This window comes from Methanosarcina baltica (assembly GCF_055394095.1).
In genome coordinates this window covers 933,505-947,006 of sequence record NZ_AP042463.1, presented here as the reverse complement: position 1 = coordinate 947,006, position 13,502 = coordinate 933,505, and the positions used below count along the sequence as shown (strand labels likewise).

10 protein-coding genes and 1 tRNA gene are annotated in these 13,502 nt (G+C 48.9%); 8 read left to right on the top strand and 3 right to left on the bottom strand.

The window, feature by feature from the left end; all coding sequences use genetic code 11:
- Nucleotides 1–211: 211 nt before the first annotated feature.
- Entirely contained in the window at nucleotides 212–934 is a 723-nt protein-coding gene (locus tag ACZ5QV_RS04075) for a dihydromethanopterin reductase (acceptor) (protein WP_464601338.1), read from the top strand.
- 438 nt (nucleotides 935–1,372) lie between these two features.
- Here the strand turns inward: ACZ5QV_RS04075 and ACZ5QV_RS04070 are convergent, their stop codons facing one another.
- Nucleotides 1,373–2,254, bottom strand: coding sequence for a PHP domain-containing protein (locus tag ACZ5QV_RS04070; RefSeq protein ID WP_464601337.1), 882 nt, complete (start codon nucleotides 2,252–2,254; stop codon nucleotides 1,373–1,375).
- 332 nt (nucleotides 2,255–2,586) lie between these two features.
- Here ACZ5QV_RS04070 and ACZ5QV_RS04065 point away from each other — a divergent pair, with 332 nt between their 5' ends.
- The 3 genes from ACZ5QV_RS04065 to ACZ5QV_RS04055 all read left to right on the top strand — a co-directional run bounded on the left by ACZ5QV_RS04065 (nucleotide 2,587) and on the right by ACZ5QV_RS04055 (nucleotide 6,587).
- The gene (locus tag ACZ5QV_RS04065) at nucleotides 2,587–3,138 is read left to right on the top strand and encodes a hypothetical protein (protein ID WP_464601336.1); all 552 of its coding nucleotides are present in this window, start codon (nucleotides 2,587–2,589) and stop codon (nucleotides 3,136–3,138) included.
- Between the two features lie 160 nt (nucleotides 3,139–3,298).
- Entirely contained in the window at nucleotides 3,299–4,606 is a 1,308-nt protein-coding gene (locus ACZ5QV_RS04060) for a DNA double-strand break repair nuclease NurA (protein ID WP_464601335.1), read from the top strand.
- Nucleotides 4,596–6,587 (top strand): ATP-binding protein, encoded by a 1,992-nt coding sequence (locus ACZ5QV_RS04055; protein ID WP_464601334.1) that lies wholly within the window; start codon nucleotides 4,596–4,598, stop codon nucleotides 6,585–6,587. Before ACZ5QV_RS04060 ends, ACZ5QV_RS04055 begins: the two co-directional genes overlap by 11 nt.
- Before the next feature lie 247 nt (nucleotides 6,588–6,834).
- Here ACZ5QV_RS04055 and ACZ5QV_RS04050 read toward each other — a convergent pair.
- Nucleotides 6,835–6,947 (bottom strand) — tRNA-Met (locus tag ACZ5QV_RS04050).
- 1,043 nt (nucleotides 6,948–7,990) lie between these two features.
- Between ACZ5QV_RS04050 and ACZ5QV_RS04045 the strand changes: the two genes are divergently transcribed.
- Genes ACZ5QV_RS04045 through ACZ5QV_RS04030 form a run of 4 tightly spaced genes read left to right on the top strand, consistent with a single transcriptional unit; the run spans nucleotide 7,991 to nucleotide 12,220 of the window.
- Nucleotides 7,991–8,374, top strand: a complete 384-nt coding sequence (locus ACZ5QV_RS04045; RefSeq protein WP_464601333.1) for a molybdopterin dinucleotide binding domain-containing protein — start codon at nucleotides 7,991–7,993, stop codon at nucleotides 8,372–8,374.
- Nucleotides 8,375–8,432: 58 nt separating this feature from the next.
- Nucleotides 8,433–9,740, top strand: coding sequence for a formylmethanofuran dehydrogenase subunit B (locus ACZ5QV_RS04040; RefSeq protein WP_464601332.1), 1,308 nt, complete (start codon nucleotides 8,433–8,435; stop codon nucleotides 9,738–9,740).
- 2 nt (nucleotides 9,741–9,742) lie between these two features.
- The gene (locus ACZ5QV_RS04035; RefSeq protein ID WP_464601331.1) at nucleotides 9,743–11,461 is read left to right on the top strand and encodes a formylmethanofuran dehydrogenase subunit A; all 1,719 of its coding nucleotides are present in this window, start codon (nucleotides 9,743–9,745) and stop codon (nucleotides 11,459–11,461) included.
- Complete coding sequence (locus tag ACZ5QV_RS04030) at nucleotides 11,462–12,220, top strand: formylmethanofuran dehydrogenase subunit C (RefSeq protein WP_464601330.1); 759 nt, start codon at nucleotides 11,462–11,464, stop codon at nucleotides 12,218–12,220.
- A 637-nt stretch (nucleotides 12,221–12,857) separates the two neighbouring features.
- On the opposite strand, the gene ACZ5QV_RS04025 is transcribed toward ACZ5QV_RS04030, so the two are convergent.
- The gene (locus tag ACZ5QV_RS04025; protein WP_464601329.1) at nucleotides 12,858–13,424 is read right to left on the bottom strand and encodes a hypothetical protein; all 567 of its coding nucleotides are present in this window, start codon (nucleotides 13,422–13,424) and stop codon (nucleotides 12,858–12,860) included.
- Nucleotides 13,425–13,502: the final 78 nt, after the last annotated feature.

Here is a 13,502-nt window from a genome sequence, read left to right as displayed (position 1 = left end):
GCAGGAAGACGACATTTAAGGTTGTTCTGGCGTTTGTTTTTAGTCAACTTTTCTGAAATAAGGTTTATAGTCCGCTTGAGCTCGCGCAGCGAGCGAAACGGACCCCGTGCTCCCGAAGCGGAACTCGGGAAGCGGAACTCGGGAAATACAACTCTGGAATGCCTCGGGTTTTAGATAAATATATTATTACCTTCGGGTATGAGTTCTCTTTATGAGTTTTCAGAGAATCGCGTGGGGCATCACGGGTGCCGGGCATTTCCTCGAGCGGAGTTACGGGGTCTTCAAAGACCTCAAACAGGCCGACCATTCACTTTCGGTTAACACCTACATTTCCAGGGCCGCCGAGGAGGTGCTCCGGATGTACGGACTTGAGCAGAAGCTTATAAAGATCTCGGGCGGGGACTACCTGGAGGAGATCTACCGGGAAACTGAACAAGGTTCGAGTTCTCCGAAAGTGGGTCGCTTCCTTCTCGAGAAGTACGATGCTCTTTTTATCACGCCCGCAACCTCGAACACGGTTTCGAAAATAGCCTACGGGATTGCGGATTCCCTGGTGACGAACGCTGTCGCCCAGGCCGTGAAAGGCCGGGTCCCGGTCTATATCGTGCCCGTGGACATCGAGGGCTCCATCATTTCCGAGATGCCTTACAGCGTTGACCGGGGCCTTTGCCAGCACTGTGAGGAATGTCCCCCGCGTGAGATCTGCCCCCACGGGGCCATAGAGGAGAGAAACGGGCTTACGGAGCAGATCGACCTTTTAAAGTGCAAGGGCTGTGGGCTCTGCAAGGAAGTCTGCCCTTACTCCGCAATAAAGGGAGGCCCTGTCGAGGTCCTTATCCGGGATGTGGATAAACGAAACGTGGAGACCGTAAAAAGCCTGCAGGGCATTACCGTGCTTGAAAACCCGGAGCAGATCCTGGACCTTTTCCGCTAATTCTTCCCTTTGGTTTGGCCCGGTTTTTTATTTTTTTTGGGAGGAGTTCCTCCCTGATCTTTTTTTTCCAGGCTCTCTTTTTTTCATCTTTTTTTCGGTAGAGTTGCCTCATTCTTTCCGTAATCTGGATTTTCGTATTCAGAAAATGACAAAAAACGATATAGGGATCAGTAAAAGGAGAGCCTGATAAAAGATATTGTCTGGCATTTAATATAAAAAACAAAATATAAAAAACAAAGGAGGTTTGAAAAGGAGGTTAATGAATGGTTGGACCAATCATTATTAGCAGTTTCTGGTATTTTTCAATGGCAAGCAAAGTGTAAATCAATTTAATTTGATTTACCATATTATATAAGGTATTTTTCGTATATATAAATATCGCTTACTCTGTCTGATTATCTGCACCCATGCTCATTAATTCCAGAAAACAATACAGCTTTATTTCTCCCACCCATGTCGAATTTTTTGAACAATTTGTCTTGCCGTGGACATTTCCGAGTGCAGGTAGAAGGAGGCCGGAATTCCGGTATTTGAGAGAAGGTAGAAAAGCTCCATGGTTGTCCTGTTAAGCCCGGGAAAGTTGTGCAGAAGGTTGCTCCTTGATATCCTGACAACGGCATCCACGGGCTTAATTCCGGACAGGAATCCTTTTATTTCCCTGCTCTGCTGGCTTTTTTCAAAAATGAGGTCGATCCAGGTGTTCATCTCATCGGTCAGGAATTCCCTTGTCAGGTCTTCCGGGACTATGAAGTTTTGTCCCTTCTCGATATTTCTAAAAAACTCCCTGAAAGTCTCCCCTTTCGCAAGGGTATAGATCTGCCCGAGTTTTCCCGTGTGGGCGTCCGTGGTCGCTACAATTCCTTTTCCAAGTCTCTCCGCAAGGGCCAGGATCAGCTCGTTTTTCAGTTTCAGCTCGTGCAGATTGTACTCAAGCACCGGAAAGAGTTTTGCAAGCTCAGGGACCTTTGAAGGGTCGGCCTCTTCATGGAACTCAAACCAGAGGGGGTGGTTGTAGATATATGGCAGCCTGTGCTTTTTCAGAAAATCGATGATGCTCAGGAGTTTGTGCTCGACATCCGCAAGCTCCCGAAGCTCCGCAAACTCTTCAAAGTCGAGCTCATAAATGTTTACGTGCACCGTATGCCCGGCCTTTTCAGGGTCACGGACCGTAAGCTCAACTCCGGAAACAAGCTTTTCCCGCTCAAGGCCCAGGCTCTCGTAGGCCTTCATGCTGTCGTGGTCCGTAAAGGTGATGAAGTCCAGGCCCAGGTCCAGCCCTTTTTTATAAAGGGCCTCCGGGCTCAGTTCCGGGGCCGGCAAAACGTCAAAGGAACATGAGGTATGAACGTGCAGGTCGGCCTTTTTCCAGCCCTCTTCGATCAGTTCGGTGGCCCTCTCCGGTGTAATTAGTTTATCCGCGTAATTCCTGGCCTTTCCCCCCTAATAGGCTTAGAATACTGAATTTTTTGGAATTATTAAATTACATTTTAATTTCTGCCTTAATATATAGGCTTCTTTTCAGGGGCAAGTATTTTATTGAGTATAGAGAAATATTCATTCTTTGAATTTCAAGTTCTAAGTTAGCTCTAACGGTATTTAAATTTTAAAAGTGCGTCTGAATTTATAATTATAAAACGTTGGAAGGTTTTTTTGTGGGATTACTAAAAAAACTTGGAAAAATCGTAAATGTTATTCTGGAAGATGATTCGATTGAGAAACATCCAAAAAACGATTCGATTGAGAAAAATCCGGAAGATATTGCCGTGGAAAAAGGAAATGATTTCGAGAGGTATGTTGTAGACCTCTTTGATGGCAAATATTATTCTGTTGTGGAATGGACAACGGATATGGGAAGAAAACACGACCGTTATGTCGAATCGGATTCTCGGCCGGACCTTACAATGCGTTACGTGCCGAAAAACGAATCCTTTTGTATCGAATGCAAATTCAGGTCCGATTTATACCAGGGTAAACTCCAGTGGTCCAACCCCCAGCAGTTAAAGCGTTATCAGGCATTTTCCAGGGAGACCGGACTTCCTTTCTTTGTTGTTATAGGATTGGGTGGATCTGCTGAAAGGCCTGAAACAATGTTCTGTATCCCGCTTGAAGAAGCAAAATATCCGGGTCTCTACCCTAGTGTCTTTGAGAAATTTGAACGGGACCCCAAAAAGAACTTTTTCTGGAAAAATGGGATTTTGAAGTAATTTTCCGGAATAAAATCCCTTTATCTCTTTTTTTGGTTCACAAAGAAGCTACAGGCAGGCTGGAAAAAAGCTGGAAAAAGCCTCTTTTTTATCATGGCTTTCCACCCCCCGGCCAGACAGCTCAATAAGTATATATCACTCCTCAAAGTATCTTCCGTCCATGACCCTTGAGCCCGTGCACATGAAAAAGATATCGGAGCTGGCACAAAGGATTGATTACTCTTTTGAGTTTGAGGAACCGAAGACTGCCACCGACATATACCTGCTCCTGGATGAGCTGAAAGTGGACGGGAAAACTGTTTTGAAGGCCGTGGACAGGCTGTATCGGGGAAAGGTCAGAACAGCCCTTATGGCTCAGTGTGAAGAACCATACCCCGTAACCTACGCCTGCGACAGCGGGAGCACGAACCCCAAGACCTACGACAGCGGGCTTTTTGTGGACTTTTGCCACTGTGCGCTTGCGGCCACCCCGACGGACCTTGATTTGCAGCGCTACAGAACAATCGTCTGTGCGGCCTATACCTCGAGCCACCGGGCCGCGGTCCGGGAATCGGACGGCTGGGAGGACTTCGACGAGGGCATGGGCCGGGCGAGGTTGATTAAAATCGAGCCTGACGAGCTCAAGAAAAAGGTGCCGGACATCGTGCACAACATGGCCATGTATATGGCTGATTCCGAACACATCCTTTTCATGCTCGAAAAGCTCGAAGAGATGCAAAAACTTGAAGGGAGCTTTTTCATAATGGACGGGCCTCTTTACCCCAAACAGCTCATGTACTGGCTTGTCCTTGAGGACGAGGAGGTCCGGATTTACAGGAACAAACATGCCGGGAAAATCCTCCAGAACTACATCGACATCATGGATAATTTTCTTGAAAGAAAAGCTCCGGTCATTGGCTTTGTGAAAAACCCGGTTGACATGCAGCTCATGGACGCGATCCGGAAGAGGGACGAGTACGTTGATTTGCCCTGGGTGCTTGACTCTCAGTTTTTCAAAAATGTCCTTTCCCCCGAAAAGAACTTTTTCGGAGAGAATGAACAGGGCCGGGAAAGAAAGAGGCCTGATAACACCTTCATAACCTACACAAACTGGTTCCTCCAGCCGAACCGTTTTTACGAGCGTATGCTCAGGGAAAGCTCCCCCCTTGCGGCCCGAAACCTCAAACATAAATTTCCGGCCGAGGATTATGCCATCTGTTTCTTCATGGCCTACCTGCCTTCAAAAGATGTGCTCTTCAAAATCGAGGTCCCCTACGGACTTATAAAAGACGAGGGGCTCAGGAACAGTATTACCAGAAAGGTGCTCTTTGATCTGGCTCTCTACAACTTCCCCATAACCCTTACCAAGGCCGACCATGTGGCAAAGATCCGCAAGGTCGAGCGGGAAGAGATCGACAAACAATTCGTAAGCATGAACCCGGATACCACTTACAACGATTTACGGTGGGGTAAAAACTTTGACATCTAAAGATTTAGACATTATGGACTTTGTCTCCGACAACCTGAAAAAATCTGCTTCAAAAAAAGACTCTGGAATTTACTCTGGAAATGAATCCGGAGCTGAAAGCGCTTCCAGCGGCCCTTTACCTGAAACCGGGGCCAAAACAGGCCCTGAACCCGGAGCCGAAACAGAAGCCGATAAATCCGGAGAGCTTTTCGAAGCTGGCAACAGGCAACCCCCGGCTACCCCATCCGTCCTTCCTTTCGAGGACTTCGGGGCATACGATTCCGGTTTTCCGGGTGGTGGGTCTCCTGCCGACGAGGCCTTCGGGATCGTGACCACGGGAATCGAGCCCCTGGAAATCACTCCCTCGGGTGCCACCATTACAGGTTACATCACATCCTTAAGGCGGAGGGACATAAGGCTCGGGACCTATGTGGTCGTGCCTTACGGGGAAGGGGAAAAGCTTTTTGCAAGGATCGAAAAGCTCCAGTACCGGCAGGAGTTTGCCGTGGACGACGCGACCGAGCTTCATTCCCAGCGTATGCTCAAATCAAGCTCAAACTCCACCAACGAGGCGGACTACAAGTTCCTGGCTTTCATCGACCCCCTCTGCATCCTCTATAAAAAAGACAGTGTCGGACATGAAGGGCCTCTTTCCCGCCGCATGGCCGACCGCATCCCCCGGCCAAACACCCCGCTGCTGCCTGTTCGGGACCGGCAGGAGGTCCAGGTCGGCCTGAACATTCCGGAAGAAGGGATTTTCCTCGGGCGGCTGAGTGTGGGAGGAGAACTTGTCAAAACCCATTCCGAGCCCGAGACCGTGGCCTACTACCTCAGGAACGATTACGCCATGGGCGATCCCCAGATCTTCCGGCACATGCTCATCTGCGGGAGCACGGGGACCGGAAAGACCTTCCTCTCAAAAAATATCCTCAGGCAGTTTATGGCCGACTCCAATCGCTACAGGCTCAGGAACTCTTCCGACAGAGATGCCCGGAAAAACCCCTGCCTTGTGATCATGGACCCCCAGGACGAGTACTCTCAGATTTTTGAGGACAACGAGACTTTGACCGATGCCGACAGGTTCGCCTTCGAGTCCGAAAACGTAACCTACGGCCGGGTCCTTTCTACAAAAGCTTTTGTTGCAAAGGTTGAGGGCCAGAAATACCCCGGCGATAAATCAAGAGCCGAACAGCTCGAGTTTACCATTCCCTTTTCCCTCGTGGAGCACAACCCCTGGCTGATTGCAGCAACCGGCATGTCTGAACTCCAGTACATAGGGCTTGAACTGCTACTCGGGGACTTTTTCAAATCGAGCGTGCCTCATATCTACAGGAATTTCATTGCTTACATCGACAACGAGGGTACCCGTTCCTACTACGTAGACAGCGGAAAACTCCATGAGGCTTCCTACGACGGGATTGTCCGGAGAGTCAAAAACAGCGCCTTCCCAAAGGTCTTTGACCAGGACGCGACTCCCATCACCGATATGCTCGACCGGATCTTCAGGCCGGGCCAGATAAGCGTATTTCCAACGGAGTTCATAAGCAACCCGCGGATCAGGGATCTGATTGTACTTGCCCTCATGAACCAGATCGTGGAAAACAAGCTCAGCACCACCGGAAACCCGGACATCAAAAACACCCCCATCATCCTGGCCCTGGACGAGGCTCACCGCTACCTTTCCCGTGCAGGAGGCGAACATGCCCGCATGATCATCTCCCGCTTTGCAGATGCTGCAAGGCAGGGCCGAAAAGAGGGGCTTGGCCTCTTTCTGATCACCCAGGACCCCCAGGACATCGACGACACGGTCTTCAAGCAGATAAACACGAAACTTATCCTGAACCTCAACAACGACGCCGCTATTTCGGCCCTCAAGGTCCCGAAAGAGTACGAGCGCAGGATCCCCTACCTCAAAAAAGGCCAGATGATCGTGCACAGCCCGGACAACAGCGATATCGTGGAGATCATAGGGCTTTCGAGCTGCGTGGTCCGGCACAGGTGAAACGGAAAAGGAAACAGGGAATTGGAGAATCGGGGAATGTAGAAAATTATCCCGGAAAACCCGGTTCCCTTTTTACGATTGTGGAAAAAGGCAGAAAGGAGAATGTTGATTTTCGCGGTTTATTCTCAGATTTTGGAATATACGCTGCAAGAAAAACAAAATCAAAATAAAACAAATCAAAAACAAAACAAATCAAAAACAAAACAAAAATAAAATCAAAAACAAAATCAGAAAAGGTAAAAGCAAGTGCCCGGAGCGTGACTCGAACACGCGACCTCCAGATATCTCAGGAGATTAAAAGACGCCTCATATTAAAGGTCCCTATGAGTCTGGCGCCCCAACCGACTAGGCTATCCGGGCCTGCAACACACAAATGTACGAAGGTATATTAAAGTTTGACGATTGAAATGCCCAAAAAGGGGCAGTCTTACATAATTTTTTGTATGAAAAGGTAAAATATGTAGGTCAGTTGGGCCGAATTTCAAAGCTCCGGCCTCATATAGACCTGCCTGGGGCCAAAAAATATGCCCGGACCTGCCGCCCCAGGCAGAAAAAGTTGCCCTGAGCTGCCCTGACCGGACTTTACGGCATTGAAAAACAGCATCAATAGCCCTATTTGTCCTACATGCCCTGACTTTCATATCTTATCCTGCACGTCTTATCCGGCTTGCCAATTGTAGCAATCTTACCCTTTCTTGCCTTCCCGACGACCCCCCTCAAAAACACAGGGGAAAATCTGAGGAAATCGGGGGAAGAACGTTCAGGAAAAGAAAAAATCGGGCCTAGGGAGATATGTAATATTTTTTTGCAGGTTTCGCGGAAAAAAACCGGAAAAGGAGTATAGGATGAGGAGCAGGGCCTCTTCCATGTCATAAAAGACAGGCCGTTATGTCACGATTAACATAATAGATTAATATATAATAAAAATGATAAATGAATTGCTTCTCAGAACCTTATTAAATAGAGAAAAAAGAAGCTGAAAGAACGGAAACTTTTGCTTAGATGTCAACTCCATATGTTTAAATACATGGAAACATCATATAGTATTAATAACCTATAATATATATAATTGATGTATTCGATATATTATTCCCATGAGAATCTAATTCCAGAACAACGCTATCATGGAACATCACTGCCAGAAAGATGTATCCGAAAATGATTATAGGGTCAGCAGATATCAAAAGATATAATTCACGATACGGCCGGTGTTTCATGAGACATACGGAACGCCTGTAATGCCTCTCCCATAATACAACAGGTTCACTCTATCCGCAATAATTGTCAGACATCGGATGCGTTCCATATGTTCTGATATTCTTTGACAGATCCGATCTTAAAATTCACTCTAATTCACACTCCTATCATTAACCACATCAAATTAGTCGATATGAGGAATTTCAATGACTCTGAAAGCAAACCTGATATCCGGAAGGACCGCCCAGCAGGGCGCACATCTGGAAGCAAAAACATACAGGTCTTATTTTGACGCCTGTGCCTATTGCGAATTGAACTCAAGTGATCTTGAGAAACTGGGCGTTTCCGAGGGAGCCTGCCTGAAGGTCAGGACCGAGTTCGGGGAAGTGGTGGTATTTGCAAAAGCAAATAACGGGAACCCTAAAGGACTTGCTTTTATCCCCATGGGCCCCTGGGCAAACGTAATCGTCTCTCCTGACACCCACGGTTGCGGGATGCCGGGCTTTAAAGGCGTACCTGCCGAAATCGAGGCCACGGAAGAAGAACCTCTGGACATGAAGAGCCTAATGCGTACCTACACGGAAGCCTGAAAATTCCCTGCACCGGAAAATCCAATTAAAAATCTCGGAAAACTTCGGAGAAAAAATCATGCCAGTAACCAAAAATGCAGTATGTTCCCTTTGTGGGTGCCTCTGCGACGATATCACCGTCACTGTTGACGAAGACAATAAGATCACTAAAGTCGAAAACGCCTGCATCCTCGGGCACAGCAAGTTCGTCGGGATGTTCGAGCACGAAAGGATCAAGACCCCGATGATCAGGAAAAACGGGGAACTGGTGCCTGTCCCCTACGAGGAAGCCCTTGAAGCGGCTGCAAAGATCCTCGTAGACTCAAAGCGGACCCTTTCCTACGGCTGGTGTTCGACCTCCTGTGAAGCCATCAGCAAGGCAATCCAGCTCGCGGAAGAGACCGGTTCCATTATAGACTCCACGGCAAACGTCTGCCACGGGCCCTCAGCCCTCGCGGCCCAGGAAAAAGGATCTCCCGGGGCAACCCTTGGTGTGATAAAGAACAGGGCAGATCTGGTTATCTTCTGGGGCTGCAACCCCGTACACGCTCACCCGAGACACATGAGTCGTTATTCCAGCTTTTCAAAAGGGCTTTTTGTTCCTAAAGGCCGGAAAGAGAGGAAAATGGTCGTAATCGATGTTAGAAAGACCGACACCGCCAAACTCGCCGACAAATATGTGGAAATCGAGCAGGGGAGCGACCTTCTTTTAATCACAGCCCTTCGCTCCATTGTCAATGGACATGAGGAAGTTATACCTGAGAGCGTTTCCGGAGTCCCGAAGGAAGAACTTCTGGAGCTTGTAACCCTCATGAAGGAGTCAAAATACGTATGTGTCTTCTTCGGTATGGGCGTTACCCAGTCCCGCGCCAAGTACAAGAACGGAGACGGTTTATCCTCTTTGATCTCGGACTTGAACCAGCACACAAAGGCCGTCATGATCGGAATGAGAGGTCACTACAACGTTACCGGCTTTGGGCAGGTTGCGACCTGGGAAACCGGTTTCCCCATGGCAATCGACTTTTCAAAGGGCTATCCTTACTATAACCCCGGAGAGACTGGAGCAAACGACGTGCTTATCAGAGAAGAGGCAGATGCGGCCCTCATCGCGGCCGCGGACCCCGGCGCCCACTTCCCGCAAAAGGCTCTCAGGCACCTTGCAAAAATCCCTGTTATACAGATTGACCCCTACGCAAACCCCACAACCGAACTGGCAGATGTAGTCTTCCCGTCAGCGGTTGTAGGAGTTGAGGCCGAAGGAAGCGCTTACAGGATGGACGCAATCCCCATTCGCATGAAGAAACTTATTGACACGGAATTTAAGACCGATGAGGAGATCATGAAAGACCTGATTGGCAAGGTCAGGGAACTTAAGAGAGGTGCATGAATATGTCGGAAATCCTTATTAAAAACGCATGTGTCTGTGACCCGCTTCAGGGAATAGACTGTGAAAAGATGGACCTGTGCATCCGGGACGGGAAAATTGTCGAAAGTGTCTCTGCAAACGCAACGGTTATCGATGCAGAGGGCAGGCTCACTCTGGCCGGAGGGTTTGACGGACACACCCACAGCGCGGGAAAGATCAACGTCGGCCGTTTCATGAACCCGAACGACGCCCGCAAAAATCCGGTGCCCGGGCTTTCAGGCGAGGTCGCAAGGACCGATAAGACCAGGGCTCAGGTAGGGTACAACACCCCCAATACCTACGCAATCGGGTACAGGTACGCAAAACTCGGCTACACCACCATCTGTGAAGCCGCAATGCCTCCGATTTCCGCAAGGCATACCCACGAGGAGTTTAAGGAAATCCCTATTCTGGATAAGATGGGACTTACCCTGCTCGGGAGCAACTGGCAGGTAATGGAATACATAAGGGACAAGGAACCCGAAAAGCTTGCAGCTTACGTTGCCTGGGCCCTTAAAGCCTCCAGAGGCTACGGGATAAAGATCGTTAACCCCGGCGGAGGAGAAGCCTGGGGCTGGGGCAAAAACGTTAGCGGGCTTTACGACACTGTCCCGAACTTTGACGTGACCCCTGCGGAAATCCTGATGGGGCTCAGCAAAGCAAATGAAAAGCTGAAACTCCCCCATTCGATCCACGTTCATTGTAACAACCTGGGCCATCCCGGCAACTACGAGACAACCATCGAGACCATGAAGATGTTCGAGAAGGTTAAGGCCAGCCGGGACAGGCAAAACCTGCACATTACCCACATCCAGTTCAACTCCTATGCGGGCACGGGCTGGAGGGACTTTGAGACGGGATCTCCCATGGTTTCAGACTACGTGAACAGCGCAGACCACATGACCTTTGACATCGGACAGGTCATTTTCGGCCCTGCCGTGACCATGACCGCCGACGGACCTGTGGAATACGCAAACTCCAGGATGCTGCACGAGAAATGGAGCAACCAGGACGTTGAACTCGAAGACGCCTCAGGTGTGGTTCCCCTTTCCTATTCCCCCAAGAGCTTCATAAACGCGGTCCAGTGGGCAATCGGACTTGAGATGGCCCTCCTCGTAAAAGACCCCTGGAAGGCCATGTTCACCACGGACAGCCCGAACGGGGGCTCTTTTGTGAACTATCCCGAGGTTATTACCTACCTGATGAGCGCAAAGAAGCGTGAGCAGGTCTACTCCGGCTTCTCGGACATGGCCCTTGGCAGAATGGTGCTTCCCGGAATCGACAGGGAACTGAGTTTCTACGAGCTTGCCATCATGACCCGTGCAATCCAGTCAAAGATGTACAGCAGGCCTGAGAAAGGAAACCTTGCCGTAGGATCCGATGCGGACATTGCCATCTACAACCTTGTGCCGGGTACAATTGACCCCTCCGCAGAGCACGAGAAACTCAAGCAGGCCTTCAGCGCCACCGCCTACACCTTCAAGGACGGAGAAATCGTTGTCAAGGACGGCGAAATTGAGGGAAGCCCGCTGGGCAGGACTTACTGGGTCAACGCGAAGGTGCCGGCTGAAGTCGACAGCGCGATGCAGAAGGACCTTGACCTCAAGTTCAAGAATTATTATACCATCAGCAAGTCCAATTACATGGTAGAGGACGAGTACATCCCGAGACCCATGGAAATCGTTACCGAGGGGGATTTCTAAATGCAGCTTGTAAAATTGTCCTTAAAAGAGGCAAACAAAATCCCCATCGAAGCCGGGAACGTCACCCCTGACGCCTTCGCGGGCAAAACCGTGGAGGAAATCAAAGCCCTCCCGGTCTGGTACGGAAACGAAGAGCGCCCTCTCGGGGACTTCTTCAATGTAGAGCTGGAAGGCAGCGCTTCTGCCGAAGAGACGAAGATAGTGATTGAAGGCGACGTCTCCCGGGTAAAGCGCATCGGCCAGGGTATGACCACCGGGGAAATCGAGATCAACGGAAACGTTGACATGCACTGCGGCTCGAACATGGCAGGCGGAAAGATCGTCATTAACGGCGATGCCGACAGCTGGCTCGGTTGCGAGATGAAAGGCGGAGAGATCGTCCTGAACGGAAACGCCACCTACTACGTGGGCAGCGGTTACAGAGGCGAGTCCTGTGGCATGAAAGGCGGAAAGATCACCATCAACGGAAACACAAAAGACTACCTCGGCGAGCACATGTGCGGCGGGGAAATCCTTGTCAATGGAAATGTCGGCCTCCTGCCCGCAATCTCAAACAACGGCGGGACCATCATCATCGAAGGCTCGGCCGCCATGCCCGCAAGCGAGATGAAAAAAGGGACTGTCATCATCAAGGGCGAGGTAACTGATCTGCTTCCCTCCTTCACCGAAGAAGAGGCCGAAGAGCTGGAAGGCGTTAGCTTCCGCAAGTTCACAGGGGACGTCAACGCCGGTGGAAAGGGTATTCTGTATATAAAATAAGAGTTTAAGAAAAACAGGACTTTGAGGGCTCTCTAGGGCCTGAATATAATCCCGGGTGCGGATCTGCTGCGCCCGGGATTTTTTTTTATAATTCTACCGGGCTTTTTTTTGGGTGGATTTTTCTTTCACCAGTGTATCTTATCTGATTTTTTTTATTGCAGATCCAGCAGGGCCTTTTTTTTCGGGTAAATATAATCACCCAGATTTAAAATTCAGAATATTAAAGATCTCTATCTAAATCACTATCAAGAGAACTTTCAACCACGGAACACACGGAAAGACACGGAAACCGGCCTGATGGCCGGTGAGTACGCCGGGACTTTTAATAATCGATTCAAAATCCATTGTGGACAAAACGCCAGACAAACCTTAATTGGTGTCTTCCTGCATTCTTTATTCCGTGCTTTTCCGTGCCTTTCCGTGGTTTAAATGCACACACCAAAAGTCTCCACCAACAAAAACACAACCTGTATGAGTATAGAGTGAGTCCCAAACTGAAAATATGAAGTTATTTTTCAGCCATTTCTGAAATATTGAAAAATGGGGTGAACAATCCAGAAGAAGAAAGGTTGTAAAAAAGAGGACAAAAAAATAAAAAACAGATTGGTGAAAAAAGAAATTGATGGGACTGATGGAATCAGTTTCCAATAGCTTCCACAATTTCTGTTGTCAACTCAGTGTTGTCGGTATTACCATGTACTACAAACACAACGTTGTCATTATTCCAGATATAGGTATAACGTGCAACATCATCCCCGTTACTTGTGACGTAATCCATAATCCTTAACGCAAAATGCCCGTTAAAAGATTCTTCTGAGAACCTGGAACCTACTCTTAAAGCCTTGAAAGATGATTTGTATGAAAAGATCAGGTCATCCGCAACGGAACCACCCTCACACTCAATTACATCAACATAAAAATCAGTCCCATCAGAGTATTTGTATAAGGACCTGGAACCTTCGAGGACTCCGGAAACGTTCTCGGATTCATATTCATTCCTGATTTCCTCATCTGAGAGAGGCAGAGTTGCGAGATACTCAAAGCCGGAAGGAAGTTCTTCAAGAGGACCAGCGTCTCCGGCTCCCTCACTTACATTTTCATCCGGGGTTTCCGGAACCGTCACATTACCCTGGTCTCCGACACAGCCGGAAAAGGAAAGGGCCAGAAGCATAAGAATTGCAATTAAAGAAATATTTTTTTTCATAGACTCACGATTCCTCAGGCAGGATGCCTGCGACTTTAGTCGTGGGAGGAATGCCGTCAACTTTCAGGCATTCCGTTC

Coding starts and splice junctions, on each gene's coding strand:
- ACZ5QV_RS04075 (WP_464601338.1), top strand. CDS start 212: ATGAGTTTTCAGAGAATCGCGTGGGGCATCACGGGTGCCGGGCATTTC.
- ACZ5QV_RS04060 (WP_464601335.1), top strand. CDS start 3,299: ATGACCCTTGAGCCCGTGCACATGAAAAAGATATCGGAGCTGGCACAA.
- ACZ5QV_RS04045 (WP_464601333.1), top strand. CDS start 7,991: ATGACTCTGAAAGCAAACCTGATATCCGGAAGGACCGCCCAGCAGGGC.
- ACZ5QV_RS04040 (WP_464601332.1), top strand. CDS start 8,433: ATGCCAGTAACCAAAAATGCAGTATGTTCCCTTTGTGGGTGCCTCTGC.
- ACZ5QV_RS04035 (WP_464601331.1), top strand. CDS start 9,743: ATGTCGGAAATCCTTATTAAAAACGCATGTGTCTGTGACCCGCTTCAG.
- ACZ5QV_RS04030 (WP_464601330.1), top strand. CDS start 11,462: ATGCAGCTTGTAAAATTGTCCTTAAAAGAGGCAAACAAAATCCCCATC.
- ACZ5QV_RS04025 (WP_464601329.1), bottom strand. CDS start 13,424: ATGAAAAAAAATATTTCTTTAATTGCAATTCTTATGCTTCTGGCCCTT.